The 21,685-nt window shown below is 31.2% G+C and carries 18 protein-coding genes and 2 rRNA genes; 2 read left to right on the top strand and 18 right to left on the bottom strand.

Annotated features, from left to right (window positions below):
* Positions 1-42 precede the first annotated feature (42 nt).
* Both C4S77_RS08705 and C4S77_RS08700 read left to right on the top strand, forming a co-directional pair.
* The gene (locus C4S77_RS08705; protein WP_105247214.1) at positions 43-819 is read left to right on the top strand and encodes a hypothetical protein; all 777 of its coding nucleotides are present in this window, start codon (positions 43-45) and stop codon (positions 817-819) included.
* Positions 820-940: 121 nt separating this feature from the next.
* A complete protein-coding gene (locus tag C4S77_RS08700; RefSeq protein WP_105247226.1) occupies positions 941-2,299 on the top strand; it encodes a hydroxymethylglutaryl-CoA synthase family protein in 1,359 nt (452 codons plus the stop codon).
* A gap of 339 nt (positions 2,300-2,638) precedes the next feature.
* On the opposite strand, the gene C4S77_RS08695 is transcribed toward C4S77_RS08700, so the two are convergent.
* From C4S77_RS08695 to C4S77_RS08610, 18 genes are all read right to left on the bottom strand, one after another.
* On the bottom strand, positions 2,639-3,769 hold the full coding sequence (locus C4S77_RS08695) for a DegT/DnrJ/EryC1/StrS family aminotransferase (protein WP_105247213.1): 1,131 nt from the start codon (positions 3,767-3,769) through the stop codon (positions 2,639-2,641).
* 112 nt (positions 3,770-3,881) lie between these two features.
* Entirely contained in the window at positions 3,882-4,661 is a 780-nt protein-coding gene (locus C4S77_RS08690) for an FKBP-type peptidyl-prolyl cis-trans isomerase (RefSeq protein ID WP_105193725.1), read from the bottom strand.
* A gap of 28 nt (positions 4,662-4,689) precedes the next feature.
* The gene (locus C4S77_RS08685; protein ID WP_105247212.1) at positions 4,690-5,424 is read right to left on the bottom strand and encodes an FKBP-type peptidyl-prolyl cis-trans isomerase; all 735 of its coding nucleotides are present in this window, start codon (positions 5,422-5,424) and stop codon (positions 4,690-4,692) included.
* Positions 5,425-5,454: 30 nt separating this feature from the next.
* A complete protein-coding gene (locus C4S77_RS08680) occupies positions 5,455-6,135 on the bottom strand; it encodes an FKBP-type peptidyl-prolyl cis-trans isomerase N-terminal domain-containing protein (RefSeq protein WP_181042859.1) in 681 nt (226 codons plus the stop codon).
* Positions 6,136-6,250: 115 nt separating this feature from the next.
* The gene (locus C4S77_RS08675; RefSeq protein ID WP_146106083.1) at positions 6,251-6,718 is read right to left on the bottom strand and encodes a hypothetical protein; all 468 of its coding nucleotides are present in this window, start codon (positions 6,716-6,718) and stop codon (positions 6,251-6,253) included.
* Positions 6,719-6,864: 146 nt separating this feature from the next.
* Positions 6,865-7,956 (bottom strand): DNA polymerase III subunit gamma/tau, encoded by a 1,092-nt coding sequence (dnaX, locus tag C4S77_RS08670; protein ID WP_105247209.1) that lies wholly within the window; start codon positions 7,954-7,956, stop codon positions 6,865-6,867.
* 137 nt (positions 7,957-8,093) lie between these two features.
* Complete coding sequence (locus C4S77_RS08665) at positions 8,094-8,507, bottom strand: Fur family transcriptional regulator (RefSeq protein ID WP_105193730.1); 414 nt, start codon at positions 8,505-8,507, stop codon at positions 8,094-8,096.
* A gap of 1 nt (position 8,508) precedes the next feature.
* Positions 8,509-10,272: an arginine--tRNA ligase gene (gene argS, locus C4S77_RS08660; protein ID WP_105247208.1), complete on the bottom strand. Its 1,764-nt coding sequence runs from the start codon at positions 10,270-10,272 to the stop codon at positions 8,509-8,511.
* A gap of 244 nt (positions 10,273-10,516) precedes the next feature.
* Complete coding sequence (locus C4S77_RS08655; RefSeq protein ID WP_105247207.1) at positions 10,517-11,041, bottom strand: hypothetical protein; 525 nt, start codon at positions 11,039-11,041, stop codon at positions 10,517-10,519.
* Positions 11,042-11,046: 5 nt separating this feature from the next.
* Complete coding sequence (locus C4S77_RS08650) at positions 11,047-13,134, bottom strand: PAAR-like protein (protein WP_105247206.1); 2,088 nt, start codon at positions 13,132-13,134, stop codon at positions 11,047-11,049.
* 4 nt (positions 13,135-13,138) lie between these two features.
* Positions 13,139-14,038, bottom strand: a complete 900-nt coding sequence (locus C4S77_RS08645; RefSeq protein WP_181042858.1) for an ankyrin repeat domain-containing protein — start codon at positions 14,036-14,038, stop codon at positions 13,139-13,141.
* A 159-nt stretch (positions 14,039-14,197) separates the two neighbouring features.
* Positions 14,198-15,148 carry an ankyrin repeat domain-containing protein gene (locus C4S77_RS08640; RefSeq protein WP_181042857.1) on the bottom strand — a complete coding sequence of 317 codons (951 nt, stop codon included), beginning with the start codon at positions 15,146-15,148 and terminating at the stop codon, positions 14,198-14,200.
* Entirely contained in the window at positions 15,102-16,232 is a 1,131-nt protein-coding gene (locus C4S77_RS08635) for a LysM peptidoglycan-binding domain-containing protein (RefSeq protein ID WP_105247203.1), read from the bottom strand. Before C4S77_RS08635 ends, C4S77_RS08640 begins: the two co-directional genes overlap by 47 nt.
* A gap of 237 nt (positions 16,233-16,469) precedes the next feature.
* Complete coding sequence (locus C4S77_RS08630; RefSeq protein ID WP_181042856.1) at positions 16,470-17,444, bottom strand: alcohol dehydrogenase catalytic domain-containing protein; 975 nt, start codon at positions 17,442-17,444, stop codon at positions 16,470-16,472.
* A gap of 191 nt (positions 17,445-17,635) precedes the next feature.
* Entirely contained in the window at positions 17,636-18,838 is a 1,203-nt protein-coding gene (locus C4S77_RS08625; RefSeq protein ID WP_105247201.1) for a glycoside hydrolase family 10 protein, read from the bottom strand.
* 194 nt (positions 18,839-19,032) lie between these two features.
* Entirely contained in the window at positions 19,033-20,424 is a 1,392-nt protein-coding gene (locus C4S77_RS08620) for a dipeptidase (RefSeq protein WP_105247200.1), read from the bottom strand.
* A gap of 395 nt (positions 20,425-20,819) precedes the next feature.
* Positions 20,820-20,929 (bottom strand): 5S ribosomal RNA (gene rrf / locus C4S77_RS08615).
* A 99-nt stretch (positions 20,930-21,028) separates the two neighbouring features.
* A 23S ribosomal RNA gene (locus C4S77_RS08610) occupies positions 21,029-21,685 on the bottom strand; the annotation flags it as partial.

Here is a 21,685-nt window from a genome sequence, read left to right as displayed (position 1 = left end):
ATTTTAGCAATTATAAAATTAACTTTATATGTAAATAATATAATGAAAATTCAATTTACTTTAATATATATATTTTTTTATTCTTTTGTTTTAAGTCAAAATCATGAATTTCCTCATTCTTATCCTTTATTTTTAGGAAATAATGGAATTATAGATTCTTTGGTAATAAATAAATATACATCAGTACCTAAAAAATTTGGTGATACGGTAAGTATTAAAGAATTAATAGAATCATCCTTTTATAAATTTAATAATAGTGGATTTGTTACATTAATAAAGAAATATAGTGCTCTTAAAGAATTAAAAGAAGAAATTATCTTTAGCATAAAAGATAATAAAGTAATTCAAATCATAATTAAAAATTATAAAGAACTCCCTTTTACGAAAACACTCAACTTTATTACATATATGGACAAAGAAGAAATATGGACAGCAAAATATAAAATGGATAATAATAAATATTTTATAGATAGTATAAAAATCACTAATTCTCAAGACTCAAAAACTAAAGAAATAAACTATAATCTCGCTTCGTCTTTTAGTAAAATTATATATAAATATGATGTGAAAGGAAACTTGATATATAAGAAAATGGTTGAAAAACCCCAAAAAATAACTATTAGTTACTGGACTTATGATAATAATCTTCTGCTTACATATACTTCCGGTTCTTATCTTTCAAATCTAGGTTCTATGATCGATTTTAGTTTTTATAAAAATATAAACGATTCCAAAGGCAATTGGATTGAAAGACTTGCCTATAATCAAAATGGAAAAATTAAATATATCGAAAATCAAATTTTATATTATAAAAAATAAATAGTTAATACTTCTCTAAATATCTTTATTAAATCTATAATTAGTAGAAAAATCATCTAAGTAGTCAATTTAGTTTTATTATTTTTGTAATTATAAACTATAAAATAATATGAATCAAAAAATAAAAGTAGGAATTGATGCCTTTTCATTTGATATTCCTAAAATTTATCTTCCAATAAAAGATCTTGCTATTGCTCGTAATATCGAACCTGAAAAGCTGGAAAAAGGATTAGGATTAATAAAAATGACTTTTCCAGATGTGCATCAAGATGTAATAGTTTTTGCTGCAAATGCCCTACGAAAATTAATGATTCAAGAAAATTTAAAGCCTTCAGATATTAGTCGTATTTATGTAGGAAGTGAAAGCGGAATAGATTCTTCTAAACCTATAGCCTCTTATCTTTTATCAATTTTGGAGAAAGAATTCGGCGAAAATTCTTTTGAACATTGTGATGCTTTAGATCTTACTTTTGCCTGCATTGGCGGAATAGATGCTATGCATAATTCATTGGATTTTATTAGAGTAAATACTGATAAAAAAGCTATTATTATTTGTACAGATTTTGCTAAATATGATCTTTATTCTACCGGAGAATATACACAAGGAGCTGGTGCAGTAGCTTTATTACTTTCTGCTAATCCTAGGGTACTTTCTATTGAAAATAAAATAGGGATAAGTGCTCAAGGGGTTTTTGACTTTTTTAAACCCAAAAGAGTACTTTCTAAAACAGAAGTAACCGGAAATAATTCTAATCCTGAATGGTTTGGCGTTTTAGAAAATGAAATTGAATTATTTAAAGAACAACCCGTTTTTGACGGACAATACTCTAATTTTTGTTATCAAAATCGAATTAAGGGAGCTTATTTTGATTTAAAAAATAAAATAGGAGAAACTCAAACTTTATACTCTCATTGGAAAAACATCATTGTTCACTTACCTTACTCTTACCAAGGAAGAAGAATGTTTTCAGAAATATTTGCTTTAGATTCAGAACTTCAGGTTTCTCTTTCGAACGACTCTGAAGATTATGCAAAACAGCTTAAAGAAATTGGAAAATCTGATAATTACCTTTCGTTCGTTAAAGAGAAATTTGGTCCAGCTGAAATTGCCTCATCTAATATCGGAAATATGTATACCGGATCTATTTTTATGGCGTTGCTTTCTACTCTATATTATCATTATATAAATAATAATAATATTATTGATGAAAAATTTGGTTTTTTAGCCTATGGTAGTGGTTCAAAATCTAAGGTATTTGAAGGAACCATTGAAAAAGAATGGAAAACTATTACTAAAAAAATATCTTTGTTTGAATCTATGGAAAATTGCCAAGCTATAGATATTGATACATATCATTTACTACATAAAAAAGAGTTAAAAAATTCGGTTATTTCTCCTTCAAATGAGTATATATTAGAAAAAATTGAAAATACTCAACCCCTTTTAATGGGAGCAAGATATTATAAATTTATTAAGTAAAATAATAGTTTTTATTTAGTTTTACTTATAATTAAAATTAAATAAATAATAATTTTTAATAAAAAATATATACCTTATCATGAAATTATAAAATTACATAATCAGGGATTATTATTTTAATATATTTTACACGTTCCTCCACTCTGTAATAATATATTTAGCAAAAAAAGGGGGCTAGACCCCCAAATAATTATTTTTTATTTATTTAAATTTTATATCAATTTTTTCTTGAAAAAAATTTCTATATATAATTTACTATGAATGAGTAATATAGCATAAAGTATATCTTTTTCAAAAATATCATTTCTAAAAACAAATATTTTTAGAATCTATCCATCTCTATATAAAGAAGTTTAATACATTTTTTATAATATAATCTAACTGCTCTTCTTCTAATTCTGTATGCATAGGTAGGGATATAACCTGATCTATAAGTTTATTAGTCATAGGAAAATCTTCATCTTTATATTTGCCATTATCATATGCTTTTTGTTTTCTCAACGGTACCGGATAATAAATCATAGCTGGTATCTGTTTTTCTGACAAATATTTTTGTAAAGCATCTCTGTCTGCATTTACTACTTTTAATGTATATTGATGAAATACATGAGTAGTATACTCTTCTGCTCTGACCGGTGTAATTAAATTAGGATGATTTGAAAAAGCTTTATCATAATATTCAGCAGCTTTTCTTCTTTTCTCATTATAAGAATCCAATAAAGGTAATTTTGCATTTAGCACCACAGCTTGCAGGCTATCTAATCTAGAATTTACTCCCACTTCATCATGATAATATCTTTTATACATACCATGATTAACAATGCCCTTAATCTTGTGGGCTAAATCATCATTATCAGTAAAAATTGCTCCCCCATCTCCATAACATCCTAAATTTTTAGATGGAAAAAATGAAGTTGCACCGATAATTCCCATAGTACCAGATTTTTTTATAGTATTATTTTTAAATTTATAATCAGCTCCTATAGCCTGCGCATTATCTTCTATCACATAAAGATTGTGCTCGTCAGCTATTTTAAGTATCTCTTCCATATTTGCACACTGCCCGAATAGATGAACCGGTATAATTGCCTTAGTTTTAGGAGTAATGGCTTTTTTTATAGATTCCGGATTAATCGTAAAAGTATCATAATCTACATCTACTAAAACGGACTCTAATTTCAATAGATTTATAACTTCTACAGTGGCAGCAAAAGTAAAATCTGCTGTAATTACCTCATCTCCCGGCTGTAGTTCTAAAGCCATTAAAGCGATTTGTAAAGCTTCTGTTCCATTTCCGCATGGAATAACATGTTTTATTCCTAAATATTTTTCTAAATTATCTGAAAACAAATTAACCTGAGGTCCATTGATGAAAGCTGCTGAGTTCAAAACTTCTTCAAATCCTGAATTTATCTGTGATTTTAGTGGTTGATATTGACTTACCAAATCAACCATTTGTATTTTTTTCATGAGTATAAATTTTACCCGCAAATTTAATAAATGCTATTTGAATAAAAGTTTTATAAAAAGAAAAACTCTCATTTAAAATGAGAGTTTTTAATTAATTTCTATAAAATTTCTTTTATTTTGGGCCTTGTTGTGCTTTCTGCATTTGTTGTTTTAATTGCTCCATTTGTTCTGGTGTGATTTTTTCTCCATTTTCTTGCTGAGCTTCTTGTTTAGGCATAGGCTTAAAATCAACCAATTCTATTTCAAATATTAGTGCTTGATTAGGACCTGCAGGACCATTTTCTCCATAAGCTAAATCTGAAGGTACATATAAAATATATTTAGCTCCTTTTGACATTAATTTTACTCCTTCTTTCCATCCGGGTACTACTCTTGATAAAGGTATATCTGCCGGTTTATTGCCTGTTGCTTTTTTAGAATCCTCAATTACAGTACCATCAATAGTTTTAAGAACATAGTTTACACTTACTAAATCATCATCTGTAGGTTTAGCTCCTGTTCCTTCTTTTTCAACCTTATACTGTAAGCCTGAATTCGTCACTTTTATTCCTGATTTTTTCTTGTTTTCATCTAAAAACTTCTTGCTTTCTTCTGTATTTCTTTTAGCTGTCTTTTCTAAGTGCTTAGGAATATAAGCTGTCATAAATGACTGTATAGAATCTTCAGGAAAGAGTAATTTTTTATTTTCAAATTTATCTTGCATAGCTTGTTTTACTATGTCTAAATTTATATCTTTATCTAAGCCTTGTGGTTTAAAACTTTGTGCAAGGCTCAACCCTATTGCATAAGAGGCTTTCTCATCATCTGTTTTTAAAGTTGTTACTTTCTTTTCTTTATTACATGATACAAGTAATATTCCTGTAAATAGTACTAAAATAGTTTTTTTAATCATTATATTAAACTCTTTATATTATTATTTTTTATTTAGCTTCTGATGCATCATCTTTAGGAGCTGCTTTAAAATCAATTAATTCAATATCAAAAATTAAAACAGAATTAGGCTCTATTTTAGTTCCTGCTTCTCTTTCTCCATAAGCTAAATCTGAAGGAACAAAAAATCTATATTTTGAGCCTTTGGTCATTAAACCTACGCCTTCTGTCCATCCTTTTATTACACGATTTAGAGGAAATTCAATAGCTTCTCCATTATTATTGTTTTGTGTAGAATCAAAAACAGTTCCATCTATAAGCCTACCTTCATATTTTACTTTAACGATATCTTCAGGTTTAGGAGTTCCAACAGATTTTCCTTTAGTCAATATTTCATATTGCAATCCAGAAGCTGTAGTAATAACTCCCTTTTTTTTCTTATTATCTTCTAAAAATTTTTGTCCAATAACCTTATTTTTTTCACCTAATTCTTTAATTTTTTTAGTATACTCTTCTCTCTTAATACTTATATATCTATTCATAAATTTACTAATAGAATCTTCTGAGAATACTAACTTAGTTCCACTTAATACATCATTCATCGCCTGATTAAAAATTTTCACATCCAAATCTTTATCCATATTTTGTTGTTTAAGATTTTGGGCTATATTCACACCTAAAGAATAAGATAATTTTTCTTTGTCTGTTTTAAGCTCTGTTACTCTCTGTGCTAATGCTGGTAATGAAAACACACATAAAGCAATGACTATAATTCTTTTTTTCATTTATTATTTTTTTAATTATTTATCGTATTATTAGGGAATTAATTCTCTCTCTTCTATATCTTTTTCATTTTCAGGTATAGGTTTAAAATCAACTAATTCTACTTCAAATATTAATGCTTGATTAGGACCTGCAGGACCATTTTCTCCATAAGCTAAATCTGAAGGTACATATAAAATATATTTAGCCCCTTTTGACATTAATTTTATTCCTTCTTTCCATCCGGGTACTATCGTTAATAATGAAATTTCTACCGGTTTATTATTTGTATTTTGTTTAGAAGCTTCTATTACATAACCATCTATAGTTTTAAGAACATAGTTTACACTTACAAAGTCATTATCCGTAGGTTTAGCTCCTGTTCCTTCTTTTTCAACCATATACTGTAAGCCTGAATTTGTTACTTTTATTCCTGACTTTTTCTTGTTTTCATCTAAAAATTTCTTGCTTTCTTTTGCATTTAATTTAGCTATTTTTCCTATATGCCTAGGGATATAATCTGAAAAAAATGACTGTATGGAATCTTCAGGAAAAAGTAATTTTTTATTTTCAAATTTATCTTGCATAGCTTGTTTTACTATGTCTAAATTTATATTTTTATCTAAGCCTTGTGGTTTAAAACTTTGCGCAAGACTCAGTCCTAATGCATAAGAGGCTCTCTCATCATCTGTTTTTAATTTTGTTATTCTTTGTCCCCAAACAAAAGCTGACATTAAAAAAGTTATAAAAAAAAGTATATTTAACTTCATTATATATGAATTGTTATAGTTGACTACAAATATCTAATAAATTATCGAAATAAAATTAAAAAATTTAGCTAACATTATCTTAAATATCAAGTTTAAAATCATTTTTCAATTTTTCCAGTAATGGGTTATTTTTTAACATTTTTTCATATTTATCTTTATTTGAAAGAAAAATATTCTTTTGCGTTTCCTTAATTTCGTAATTAAAGATAATAGAGTAGTTATTTAGTTGTTTTTTTAATTTCTGAAAAAAATTTTCTCTCAAACTTTCAAATTCTTCATATGAAGAGTGAGAGGGAAACTGAAAAAAAATAGTGAAATTTTCTTTTAGCTGACAACTTGTGGTATTTAAAACATTATATAATATAGGTTGTTTATTTTTAAGATTTTGCAAATATTGATTCCAAAATAATTTTAAATCTTTTTCTTCAAATTGATCTCTACTTTTTTGAGAAGAATCTATAATTAAATCTTCTTCTTTTTCTTCCATTGAAGCTTTTAAAAAATCTTTAATAGAAAGTACTGATATACTTTTGGACTTAGGATTCACTGGAGAAATTACTTTTTTACTGTCTACTTCTTCTTTCGTTTTACTTTCTTTTTGTAATTCTTTATATACTACCTCTACTTTTTTCTCGTCAATCGTTAAGTTTAAGTTTTGTTTTTTTAGTTCCGTTTTGAAACCATGAGGAGGAATTATTCTAAATTTTTTTTTTTATTTACTATATGTCCATCTGCAGTTAAAGAAGCCAATTGCATTAAAGCTATTTCTATAGACAATTTAGGGTTTTTACTATTTCTAAAATCAATATCTGCCTGATGACATATTTCAATAGCTTGAATTAAAAAATTAGGTGTACATTCTTTTGCCTGTAGTAAATATTTTTGCTTCGTCGCTTCTCCTACATCCAATAATTTAAGAGTCTGCAGATTCTGAGAAACCATTAAATCTCTGAAATGGCTACCTAAAGAAGAAATAAAAGCCTGAGAATCAAATCCTTTTTTAATAATTGCATTAAATAACAATAATATCTCTGGAATATCATTTTTTAAAGCTAAATCTGTTATTTTAAAAAAATATTCATAATCTAAAATACTCAGATTTTCTGTTACGGCAGCAATGGTAAGATTTTTCTGGGTAAAAGTTACTAACCTGTCAAATATTGAAAGAGCATCTCGTAATCCTCCATCTGCTTTTTGCGCTATGATATGCAATGCATCTTCTTCATAATTAATCTTTTCAGCGTTTGCTATTTTTTTCAGGTGTTCTTTTATATCGTTTACTTCAATCCTTTTAAAATCATAAATTTGACATCTAGAAAGAATTGTAGGAATAATTTTTTGTTTTTCAGTAGTGGCTAATATAAAAATTGCGTGAGCCGGAGGCTCTTCCAAAGTTTTCAAAAAAGCATTGAATGCTGCATTTGAAAGCATATGAACTTCATCTATAATATATACTTTATATTTTCCTACCTGAGGAGCATAACGTACTTGATCAATAAGGTTCCTTATATCATCAACTGAATTATTAGATGCTGCATCTAGTTCAAATATATTAAAAGCAAAATCATTTTCATCTGTTTCTCCAAATTTTTCATTAATCTTACGGGCTAAAATACGGGCACATGTAGTCTTACCTACTCCCCTTGGACCACAAAAAAGAAGAGCTTGAGCTAATTGATTATTTTCAATTGCATGTTCTAAAGTATCTGTTATATGACTTTGACCGACAACAGAATCAAATTCTAAAGGTCTGTATTTTCTTGCTGAAACAACAAAGTTTTCCATACCTTACAAAGGTAAGATTTTTCTATGAATTGAATACATAATTATTTCAATACAAACTATTGTACAGAAATTTTTTCTCTAATCTATTATATTACTTAATTATATTTTGATCTTAGAAAATAATAATAAAATACTATTTATTTAATACAATCAGCACATAAACCGTGTGCTATGATATCTAATTTTTCAAGCTTAAAATTAGAAGGTATTTCTACATCCGGAGCTTTAACTTTAGATAAACAAAAAACTTTTTTACATGAAGAGCAACAAAAATGTATATGGCTATCTGCATGAAATTCTTCTGAGCAGTTATCTGTACATAAGGCATACACTGTTATGTTCCCATCTTTAATGCTATGTAAAAGTCCTTTCTTTTCAAATGTTTTTAACGTTCTGAAAAGAGTCGTCCTATCTGAATAATCAAAATCTGTTTCTAAATCGGAAAGTGAAATAGCTGTTTCTTGTTTTAAAAAATAATCTAACACCAAAAGCCTCATAGCTGTGGGGTTAATATCTTTTTGTTTTAGTAATTTTTCAAGTTGATTTATCATCTTACATTCGTTCAGGAGAATCTATCCCTAAAAGATTTAACGAACTTTCAATTACATTTCCTGTCCATTGGGAAAGCGCCAATCTTATTTGTTTTTCAGATTCATATTTTACATTCAATATAGAATAATTTTGATAAAAATAATTAAATATTTTCACAACATCATAAACATAATTCGCTATTAAAGATGGATTTAAAGTATTTGCCGATTTTTGTATTATTTCCGGGAACGATGACAGCAATAGAATTAGTTTTTTTTCGGTTTGATTTAATGTATAAGATGTTATTTCAATAGTATGAGTATCCGCTTTTCTTAAAATAGACTGTATTCTCGCAAATGTATATTGTACAAAAGGTCCGGTATTTCCATTAAAATCGATACTTTCTTTAGGATCAAATAATATTCTTTTTTTAGGATCAACTTTTAAAATGTAATATTTTAAAGCTCCCAGTCCAATTTGTTGGTTAATTTTCTTTTTTTCTTCTTCAGAATATCCATCTAATTTTCCTAATTCTCCGGATATTTCTGTAGCTGTATTTATCATTTCTTGTATTAAATCATCAGCATCTACCACTGTTCCTTCTCTAGATTTCATTTTTCCACTTGGCAAATCTACCATTCCATAAGATAAATGATATAATTGGCTTGCCCAGTTATATCCCAATTTTTTTAAGATTAAAAATAATACCTGAAAATGATAATCTTGTTCATTTCCAACGGTGTATATTAATTGATCTAAATTATAATGGGTAAATCTTTCTACAGCTGTACCTAAATCCTGAGTCATATATACAGAAGTTCCATCACTTCTTAACAAAAGTTTCTGATCCAATCCTTCTTCAGATAAATCTGCCCAAACAGAACCATCTTCTTTTTGAAACAAAACTCCATTTTTTAGTCCTTTCTCTATAATATCTTTTCCAAGTAAATACGTATTACTTTCATATTGCACGACATCAAAATGTACACCTAAATTTTTATAGGTTTGTTCAAAACCAGAATAAACCCAAGAATTCATCTTTTGCCATAGCTCCCTTACTTCTTTATCTCCATCTTCCCATTTTTTAAGCATATTTTGGGCTTCTACAAAAATGGGTGCTTTTTTCTTCGCTTCTTCTTTATCTACTCCTGTAGTTACCATTTCTGCTATTTCTTTTTGATATTCTTTATCAAAAAGCACATAGTACTTCCCTACTAAATGATCTCCTTTAGTCTTTTTAGTTTCCGGTGTTTCTTTATTTCCAAATTTTTGCCAGGCTATCATAGATTTACAAATATGTATACCTCTGTCATTTATAATTTGAGACATAAGAACTTCATTCCCGGCAGCTTTAAGTATGTTACTAATTGAAAATCCTAAGAGATTATTACGAATATGACCTAAATGTATAGGTTTATTGGTATTGGGGGAAGAATACTCCACCATAATTTTAGATCTTTTCTCCTTGCTGAATCCAAAATACTTATCTGAATAATTATTTTCAATGGTTTGAATTAGTAATTCTGAATTTAATGATAGATTTAAAAAACCTTTAACTACAGTAAACTCTGTAAATATATTCAGTTTTACCAAATACTCTCCTAATTTTGTAGCTATATCTTCCGGTTTTTGTTTTACCACTTTTACTAATGGATAAACTACTATAGTATAATCTCCTTCAAACTCATCTTTAGTTATTTGAATTTCAACAGCAGGCATATCTATATTGAATACTGCTTTTATTGCCTCTATGCTTTGTTCTTTTACTAAGGATTTTGGATTCATTCGTTAAGTCTAAAATTAATCTTACAAATTTACATATTTCTCTTTAAACTCATTTATAATACTTGGCTTATTCATCATTGAAATACTGATTATTCCTTACTAATAACTAACTAAACCTGCATAATACAAAATTTTCCCCATACTTTTTCACATAACTATAAGTCTTTGTTTTTACAGATCCGACATTTATCCTCTTTCTTTCCTACTATTCAATAGAGAAATAATAGAATTAAATTTTCTATTATCAATTACAATCGGGGATCCAGGAAAGGCAATAAGTCTTTGAAAATTGTTCATATAATTCTTTTGGTGTATTCCACTCTATTTGCTCCTTTTGTATTCCTTGTGTTTGTAAATAAGCCCTAAATTCTTGTTCTGTGGTAAAACCTTTATTTATATTTTTCTCTGGTATAAATATAAACCAAGCTTTAGGGAATTCTTCTCCACCTATAATCGGATATTTCTCACAATAACAAATAATTATTTTCCTTAATAGAATATTTATTTTCTGTATTCCATATGCTTTTACAATTTCAGCTGGAGTTTTTGGTTTAAAATCTGACTTTATAGCCCATTCTTCCCCTTTATTTAATGATATGGTTTCATAAGGCTTAATAAGAGGAAAACGAATATAATCGTATCCTGAATTTTCTGTATAAAAGGGATCTTTATTCATTTGGGTTTTATTTAGTTTTTTACTTTCATTCTGGGTACATGAAATAAAATTAACTGTAATTATTATTGTTATTATTATCTTTTTTATATTCATCTTATTCAGGGTTTAATTATTGATGTCCATTCGGCATTAAGGTGCAACAGATCATTTCCTCCTAGCACATCATGATATGCAGTTCCGGTAATTCCGGTTATGGTATTATAGGCATGGCTCCTTCCTCCCGGACGTAAATCGAATATATCGGAAAAGCTATGGTTCATAGTAATAGTACCATCAGCCGCCACCTGTGCCGCTGAAGTTACATTAGTATTACGAACCATCCAGGTTAATTCATTTCCGGCAACTTTCCAGGTATCGCGGTATTCTTCTTTCCAAAATCCTTTAGCCTGATCCCACATATCCCCCGGAGCCCGCTGTCCTCCGAAACATACCAAGTCAACATCTTTTATAGAAAAAGCCTCATTACCATATCGTGGATCATTTTTTATCAGATTTACTAATTCCTGTTCCCTGGCTACCATAGCCGGATCATTCTTCACTTTTTCCAAAGCCTGTCCGGATATTTGTCCTTCTCCGAACTGTAGCATAGAAAGCATTCCGGCATCAAACAGATTATTCACTTTATTGTCTACTCCCAACCATTCTGCTAATAATTGACGGGGACCATGCCCCCAACCGGAACCTTCATAGTCATACCCGTTCCACCAATCTTTCAGAATTTCGGAACGGCTCAAGGTAGTGGGAGTAATTTCCATGTTTGCTTTTACAGGGTTTCCTGTTCCCATACGCTTCTGCATTTGTTCCATTGCGGTAATCATATCTCCTATAAAATGTCCTTGCAGCCAGGAACAATCCTGTAGAACTACTATACGCTGCATTCCCTGCTGCCGGGGCAACCCTCCAGTAAAATTACCCCATATACCCGACAAGGCTAACACTCCGCCCAATACCCCTCCTCCGGCTGTTCCTAACATACCTCCTGCTTGGCTGCCTATAAATCCTCCCCCAACCATAGTACTTCCCATAGTAACAGGATTTAAGGTTGTAGATCTGGCAATAGCTCCTGCCGAACCACCTACCACAGTACCCGCAGCCGAACCCGCAGCTCCTCCCAGTACCGGAAGAACAGGTGCTGCCAATACCCCGCCGGATAATACCATTTCCCGGTTATCCTGTAATCCGTTTAAGGGATCTTTGGTTCCTACATAGGCTTGTATATGCTTGGTATTGTTGGCATCTATCCCGTTTCTTTCATAGGTTTTTTCGTGCACGGCAGCGGCATTGTAGGTATAGGTAGGGTAACCGGTGGCAGCACCGGCAATAGTTGCTAGCCCACCTCCTAAGGAATGCCCGGTAATACTCACATCGCCTTTTATATCTCCCGCATTTTTAGCGTCCTGTACTTTTTTAGCTAATTTTACCGAAGCATTATACTGATCGGAACTTAGCCCCATTGCCTGCATATAGTCTTCTTTAATATCGTTAATCCCCGCCCCGGGGTCGGTTCCCCGGTAAGCCACTACCATATTCCCGTTTTTATCTTCGTAGAGCGTAGCATAAAACCCGTTTTTTTCATCTTGATCTAGTAATTTTTTCCAATCCTTCCCTAAAATTTCCTCCGCTCGTTCTGCACTTACCGGCTTAAAACCGTCAATCTCCGAGTTATTCTCGGGATTATCAAAGTCTACATTCGTATACGCCCCCTGTGCCAGCCGGGCATGGGTAAGGGCTACATTCATATCGGGAAGTACAATATAAATAATACCCCCCATCATGCAACGAAGGTTGGCTTTTTCCAGTAAGGCTTTCTGTTTGGAAATTTTGACTTTAGGATGCACGACCGTCCAACGGGAAGGCTTGCACAACGAAGAACAAAGGCTGGGCAGGGTTTGGGTAGCCAGACGGTTCCCCAATAATCCACCGACAAACTTGCCGGCAAAATACCCTACAAAAGAACCTACCGGTCCGCCCAATGCTCCTACGGCAGCTCCTATCCAACTGCAAACGGAAGCAGACCCGCTTACCATTTTCTGGCAATGAAAATTATCTTTAAATCGATCGTTTTCCGTAGCCTTCAGTTTATTATTTATATAAACGGAAGACTGGGAGGTTACTTTTATTTCCGAATTTGCTTTCCCTTCTAAGCAGGTAGTTAATGCTCCATCGGGTACATACAACTGGCTCATAAGATTAGTTTGTTAAAGGCTGTCCGGTAAGCGTTTTTCCTGCAGCTAAAGAATCTTTTACTTTTTGGTTATATTCTGCATCATCTTTCATTCCCGGAAGATCTTTTATTTCCTGAGGAAGCTGTTCATACCGTTTAATCTCATTTTCCATTCCTTTTCTTCTTTGTGCTTCTACCGGAAATTGGATATGGTATTCATTCTGTAAGCGTTTTTTTATAGATTCCAATTCTTTTTTAGCCTTATCTGTCCCTCTAAACTCTGCTAACTGCTCTTGTACTGAAAAAGCTAAAGTTTCTCCTAAACGATCTGGAGAAAGAGGATCAGATCCTTTATCCAAAAAATAATTAATCAGAGCAAATTGTCTTCCGGATAAAGCTATCTGGGCGGCATTATCACAACTTCCATACTCTAAATAATTAGCATCGGCCCCGTATTTAAAAAGTAGATCGAAATAGTCCTGCATATTGCCATGTGCCATAGCATCATTTAATGGTAATAAGCCTACCGGAGTATTGGGATTGGCTCCGTTTTCTAACAATAGCTTAGTCAATTTTAAATTCCCACGTCCTACAGCAAAAGAAATATTTGTGCTTTTTGCAGGGGGGGTACCTTTGGTTATATCTAAAGATATTTTATTTGGATCAGCCCCTAATTGGAGTAGTTTTTTTACCATAGGCAAATCTTCCATCAGGCAGGCATAATACAAAAAACGAAAACCGCTTTTGCGGCTCAGGGCATTTATATCAATCTTTTTTTCCTGTACCAAACGTTCTGCCTCACGGATATCTCCTTTATATATAGCCCTACCCAGAGGTAAATACGCTTCTTCAAAACAATATTCTGGGGTATACCGTTTGCGGTTTTTATCCCGAATAGGGTCTAAACATGATAATAATACATTCATTCCGGTTATAATTAAGATTATTTTTATAAATATAGATATAGTTCTCATAAGTAAGAAATTAGTATTTGTATATTTAATTTTTAACAATGATCCAATCAATGTTTCCCTTTTAAACAGCTAGTTAATGCTCCATCGGGTACATACAACCGGCTCATAAGATTAGTTTGTTAAAGGTTGTCCGGTAAGCGTTTTTCCTGCTGATAAAGAATCTCTTACCCTCTGAAAATATTTTTCACTATTTTTCATTTCCGAAAGCCCTTTTATTTCCTGAGGAAGTTGTTCATAACGTTTAATCTCAGTTTCCATTCCTTTTCTTCTTTGTGCTTCTACCGGAAATTGGATCTTATACTCGTTCTGCAATCGATTTTTTACTTTTTCCAGTATTTTTCTACCTTGCTCTGTTCCCCGATAATTTTCCAATTCATGTTGCACAGAATAAGCCAAACTCCATCCTGCTTTATCTACAGAATTAGGATCAGATCCTTTATCCAAAAAATAATCTATCAAATCAAATTTCCTTCCAATTAAGGCTATTTGAGCCACATTTTCACAGCTTCCGTATTCCAAATAATTAGCATCGGCCCCATATTTAAAAAGCAGATCGAGATAGTCCTGCATATTGTCATGTGTCATAGCTACATTTAAAGGTAATAAGTCTACCGAAGTATTGGGATTGGCTCCGTTTTCTAATAATAGCTTAGTTAATTTTACGTTTCCTCGGGCTACAGCAAAAGAAATATTGGTTTCTTTTATAGGCGGATTGCCTTTGGTTATATCTAAAGATATTTTATTCGGATCGGCCCCTAATTGGAGTAGTTTTTTTACCATAGGCAGATCTTCCATCAGGCAGGCATAGTACAAAAAACGGAAACCGCTTTTGCGGCTCAGGGCATTTATATCTATCTTTTTTTCCCGTACCAGGCGTTCTGCCTCTCGGGTATCTCCTTTATATATAGCCCTGCCCAGAGGTAAATACGCTTCTTCAAAACAAAATTCTGGGGTATACCGCTTGCGGTTTTTATCCCGAATGGGATCTAAACAGGAAATAAACAGCATATTGATACTAATCAAACAAAAAACGACTGGTAAAAGCTTTCGGTTTTTCTTCATTGGGTGGAATAGTTTCATCTTTTATGTTTGGTTTCGTATTTTCGGGTTCATCAGAAGATATACGGGTTATTTTATATTGTACAATGTAAAGCAACTCTTTACTCATTTGTTCTTTAACATATACATAGGCCTGCTTTAATTTTCCCGTTTGTTTATGGAACATGTATTTTCCTTCTATCTTAAATTCAGGATTAAAAGGTGACTGCAACATAGCAGCATAGCCTTTTTCGTATAATTCTTTAAAATGTTGCAAACGGGTAGATGGAACATCTGCTTGTAAGCTAAACTGTATGTATTCTTTTTCCTCTTTGCCTGTATAAGACCAGTCATAGTATATATTTTTTTGTGGAAAAATTAACGAATTTACTTCGATATTCTTTTTCAAAGGTTGTGTATAAAGAACAGGATACCTCAGATCATTTTTAGGACAAAAAACTACCTGATATAACATATTTTCTTTTATAAGCTTTGATATATTCTGAAAAGCTTTATTGTATTGTTCTACTATAATTTTCACAAAATCATCCTGCATTTCAGAAAATTTCACATCTTGAAATTTAATCTCTTCCCATCTCTCCAGTATTTCATTTTTATTAAGTACACTCTGAATGGTTCCATCTTTATTCAAAGCTATTTGTAAATGGTCTGAAGATTCATTAATTTTATTTATAACTTCAATAAGTGTTTTTAACTGAGTATCGTACTTATGTATTTTTTTATCTTTAACCTGTATGTCAACCTGAGCATTTTTATTTTCTGAAATTTCCCATATACTTTCGGTTTGATTCTCACTCATCGGATCATTTTTAACCAGAAACAAATTTTTAATCTCTATCTTGTATTCTTCCTTATGCCCAAAAGAGAGAGGGGTATTTATTTTAAATTTATCTCCTCCGGTAATTTGTCCGGCAGGTAACAATATTATTTCCAAATGTCTGGGCAGTTTTTCTTCTCCGGAAAGCAAGTCTGATAATTCACAATGCAAATTATGATAGGTACGAAGAGCTTCAGTAGAAAGTTGAAATTTTTCAGCAACACTATGCAAGGTATCTCCTTTTTGTATTTTATATACTTTATGATTCATTAATTATTAATATAAATAAAAAACAAATATAATTAAAATAAATTAATTATATTTTATGTGAAATAAATACAATAATTAATAAAATAAATATCATTTATACTTATCTATCTAAAAAACTGAATATATAAATTATATTAATTGTTTACTTTTTCAAAAATTATCTTTGGAATCATAAAAAACGAAAATAGCTATCATGAAATCAGGATAGCTACTATTTAAACTTCTTTTTATATTTTTTTATATCTTGACTAAATATTTAGTCGATAAATTGTTTTTTTTCATTTCTGCCAGATGTTGAGGCAAACTATCAAAAGTCGTAATTTTAAATTCTCTTTGTTTAAGAATGCCTGTTCTTATTTTACATAATAATTTTTCTCCGTTTTGCATTAAATGGGCAATTTGTTGCTGACTGGCATATTTATGAAATGCCCCCAAAGCTATTTCATGCAAGGATACACAGGTAGTAAATGGAGATAGCAAATTTTCTTTTATCCTATCTTGAATAGCAACCATATGTCCGTAATAAGAGATTAAATCTAATAGTCCTGCAGCATGAGCTCCACTAACCATATCAAAAACCACATCAAATAAATTCCCTTGCAAACTCTTCTTCATTTCTTTTTTCCAATCTTTATCTTTATAGTCTAATGCTTTTAATACACCCATTTTTAAAAATTCCTGATGGTGCAATTTTCCTGCAGTTACATACACTTTAGCTCCCGATTCTAATAATAATTGAGTTAAAAAATATCCTACAGATCCGCCCGCACCACTAACTAAAACTATCTTATTGAGTAAACTGGGTATTTTTTGAAATGCCTGAATAGCAGTCAAAGAAGGACATGGAAAAGCTGCAGCAGCTGCATCATTTAAATTATTTGGAATAGTCATAATACTATTCCCTTTCACAATCGTATGAGTAGAAAAACTTCCAGCTTTGGATAGATCAGTATGATAACAAACTCTGGATCCTAATTGAAGATGTTCCATATTATCACCCACTTTTATTACAATTCCTGTTCCGTCCACTCCAGGAATATGATTTATTTCCCAATCAGGATGTCCATTTTCAATCAACTTCCAATCTACAGGATTTAAGCCAATAAAAGTGTTTTGAATTAATATTTCATCTTTACCTAATTCAGGTATATTACTTTCTTTAAGAACTAAATTTTCTGGTTCTCCTTTTTTCTGCCATTGCCATGAATTCATTTTCATTTTCCCCATTGTAATTAATTTTATGTTTATATAGCTAATATATTCTTTTTTTAGAATTTATTAATGTATATTTTAAACTTAAAATTAAAATACATCCTATCTACAAATAAATATTTTACACAATAAATGACAAAAGTCGATAGCGCATTAATTAGTGAAGATTATAATAAAGAAGATAAAATTAGTTATTCGGATGCAAAAGGTCCTGATAAAAGGCTATTTATAATATCTTTAGGATTACGAACTAAAGATCTATAACTAAAGAAAATATTACCTTTTACTTCTGTAAAGTTTCTGTTTAGAAAAATTTGTTGAATTAATTCATCTTCTTTTTTCCATTCACTCACTCTGTAAGCAGCCAAACCCACATATAACTTTGTTTTAGTTTCTTTAGCAGCGTTATTCCACCACTCAATTAAAGTCGTATAATCCGCTGTAGAATTACCCCTATGCCAATATAACTGAGGAGCTACATAATCAATCCAGTTATTTTCCATCCAATAAAGTACATCTGCAAATAAATCGTCATAATTTTGTAATGCTCTGGTTTTAGATCCTTTTAAAGGGTCTGAACTCACATTTCTCCATACCCCAAAAGGACTCACACCAAAATCAATTCTCTTTTTTTCTTTTTTTATATTTTGATGTAATTTTTTTATAAATTTATTAATGTTATCTCGTCTCCAATCCGATTTATTGGCAAATGTAACACCATATTTTGCATATTCTTTATAATCTGGGTATTCTAACTTTCCTATTTTATACGGATAAAAATAATCATCTAAATGAACTCCATCTATATTATAGTTTTTCACAACTTCCATTATAGATTCTATAACATAATCCGATACTTCAGGTATTCCCGGATTTAAATATAGCTGATCCCCATATCTAACCACCCAATCAGGATGTTTATAGGCTATATTATCTAAAGATAAAGTACTTAAATTAGTGCTTCCTGCAGATAATCTGAAAGGATTAAACCAAGCATGAATTTCTATATTCCGTTTGTGAGCTTCTTCAATCATAAATTCTAAAGGATCATATCCGGGATTTACTCCTTGTTTTCCTGTTAGATATTTAGACCAAGGACTCATTTTAGATTTGTAAAAAGCATCTGATGAAGGCTTAACTTGAACCACAATAGCATTCAGTTTCCACTTTTGTACATTATCTAAAATTGTTAAAAACTCTTGTTTTTGTTGGTCTGCTGATAATCCTGTTTTGGTAGGCCAATCTATATTTCCTACAGTTGCTACCCAAACCGCTCTAAATTCTTTTTGTTTGACTGAAGAAGATGAATAATTATTCTTTTCTTTGGGCTGAGCAAATAGTATAGTTACAAATAAAATACAAATTAGTGAAGAATAAAGTTTTATTGGGTTCATATTAACTTAAAATATGTTTAATTTTACAAAATTATTAATTAAATAGCTAAAAGAACCCTAACAATATGTTAATTGAATATTAATTTATTTCTTTCATAATTTTTAATAAATTATATTTTCTATATTAAATGATTGACTTCTAAAAAAATGTTATAAATTTTATTAAATAAAATTCTTTATAGATTATAAATGAATTAACTTTTTTTACTTTCTACATAATACTGCAAAAAGTATGGAATTGTTTCTATACCTTTATAAAAATTAAAAAGCCCATAATGTTCGTTAGGAGAATGGATAGCATCAGTATCTAATCCAAATCCCATAAGCACAGATTTTGCTCCCAAAATTTCTTCAAACAAAGTTACAATGGGTATACTTCCTCCGGTTCTGTAAGGTAATGTTTCGGTTTCAAAAGTTTTTTGCATAGCTTTTTTAGCAGCAATATATCCCGGATCAGAAGTTGGTAAAACGTACCCATTCCCTCCATGATGAGGGGTTACCGTTACCTTTACACTTTCCGGAGCTATGGAAATAAAATATTCTGTAAATAAACGAGTAATTTCATTTGAGTTCTGATTAGGTACCAATCTCATAGATATTTTAGCGTACGCTTTTGAAGGAATTACAGTTTTGGAACCTTCTCCTATATATCCTCCCCATATTCCGTTAACATCTAAGGTTGGTCTAATTGAAGTTCTTTCCAAAGAATTATAACCGGCTTCACCTTCTGTTCCCCTTAAGCCAATAGATTTTTTAAAACTCTCTTCGTCAAAAGGTAATTTATTAATTTCTTCTCTATCCTTTTTTGATAATTCAACTACATTATCATAAAAACCTTTAATTGTTATTTTCCCATTTTCATCTATTAATGAAGCAATCATTTTAGATAAAATGTTAATGGGATTAGGGACAGCTCCTCCATAAAGTCCGGAATGTAGATCTCTATTAGGACCCTCTACCATTACTTCAACATAACTTAATCCTCTTAAACCGGTTGTTACAGTTGGCACTTTATTAGAAAAAATATGAGTATCAGATATTAATATAATATCACAAGACAATTTTTTAATATTAGCTTTCAAAAATTCTTCTAAATTCACTGACCCTACTTCTTCTTCTCCTTCAATAATAACTTTTACATTACAAGGTAATGAATCTGTTTTAATAAGAGATTCCAACGCTTTTACATGCATAAACCATTGACCTTTATCATCTGCAGAACCCCGAGCAAAAATAGCACCTTCAGGGTGAATACTTGTTTTTTTTATTACAGGTTTAAAAGGATCGCTATCCCATAAATCTAAAGGATCAGCAGGTTGAACATCATAATGTCCATATATTAATACAGTAGGTAAAGATGAACTTACTATTTTTTCTCCATAAACTACTGGATTACCATTTGTTTTACAAACTTGAACTTTATCCAATCCAGATTGTTTAAAATTTTCAGCAATAGTATCTGCACAATGTAAAAGATCTTTAAAATATGCTGAATCTGCACTTATAGAAGGAATTTTTAATAATTCAAATAATTCATCTAAAAAACGTTGTTTATTTTCTTTCTGGAATTTAAGAACTTTATCCATTATAGTAACTTTATTAACGATATTAACAAATATATAAATAATTTACAATAAAATAAGACAAAAACATGATAATATTTAATTCCCAGGGTTAAGGAAAAAATATAACAATTATACTTTAAATCTTTATTACTCGCCAAAAGTAATTATTTTTATTAAATAATATAATCATTATTCATAAAAAATAACAAACTTCCCCCTTTCATCAATTAAATAATAAAATATAACTCCAATAATAAGCCCGGAATTACCCTTCTTTATAGACTTTTTATAATCAGACTTACTGTAAAACTAATTAAACCTATAATCCCTCTTATATTCCTATTTTTTTCTTATTTTTTTACCCTATAAAAACAAAAAAGTCTCACTTATTATATAAGTGAGACTTTGTTTTAAAAAACTGGCGGCTACCTACTCTCCCGCAATTAGCAGTACCATCAGCGCTAGGCAGGCTTAACTTCTGTGTTCGGAATGGGAACAGGTGAGCCCTGCAGCTATAACCACCCTAAATATTGTTAATGGAATTTTATATAATATTTTTTAAACTTCTCACCTTTTATACTAGGCTTATTTGATTTGTGTTTTTATTACTTCACCTGTACTTTTTTTGGACGAAATCTACGGGTAATTAGTACTACTCGGCTATGACATCACTGCCTTTACACCTGTAGCCTATCAACGTGGTGATCTCCCACGACCCTTAAAAGAATTCTTATCTTGTGGCGAGTTTCGCACTTATATGCTTTCAGTGCTTATCTCTTCCAAACTTAGCTACTCAGCAGTGCACCTGGCGGCACAACTGATACACCAGAGGTTTGTTCAACTCGGTCCTCTCGTACTAGAGTCAACTCCACGCAAAATTCTAACGCCCGCAATAGATAGAGACCGAACTGTCTCACGACGTTCTGAACCCAGCTCGCGTGCCACTTTAATGGGCGAACAGCCCAACCCTTGGGACCTTCTCCAGCCCCAGGATGTGACGAGCCGACATCGAGGTGCCGAACCTCCCCGTCGATGTGAGCTCTTGGGGGAGACTAGCCTGTTATCCCCGGAGTACCTTTTATCCTATGAGCGATGGCCCTTCCATACGGAACCACCGGATCACTATGTCCTGCTTTCGCACCTGCTCGACTTGTTGGTCTTGCAGTCAAGCACCCTTATGCCATTACACTCTACGCACGGTTGCCAAGCGTGCTGAGGGTACCTTTGAAAGCCTCCGTTACTCTTTTGGAGGCGACCACCCCAGTCAAACTACCCACCACGC

It is taken from the genome of Apibacter adventoris (genome assembly GCF_002964975.1).
Taxonomy (GTDB): Bacteria; Bacteroidota; Bacteroidia; order Flavobacteriales; family Weeksellaceae; genus Apibacter; species Apibacter adventoris.
The sequence above is the reverse complement of the archived record's forward strand: the minus strand, read 5'-3'. Positions and strand labels throughout refer to the sequence as shown.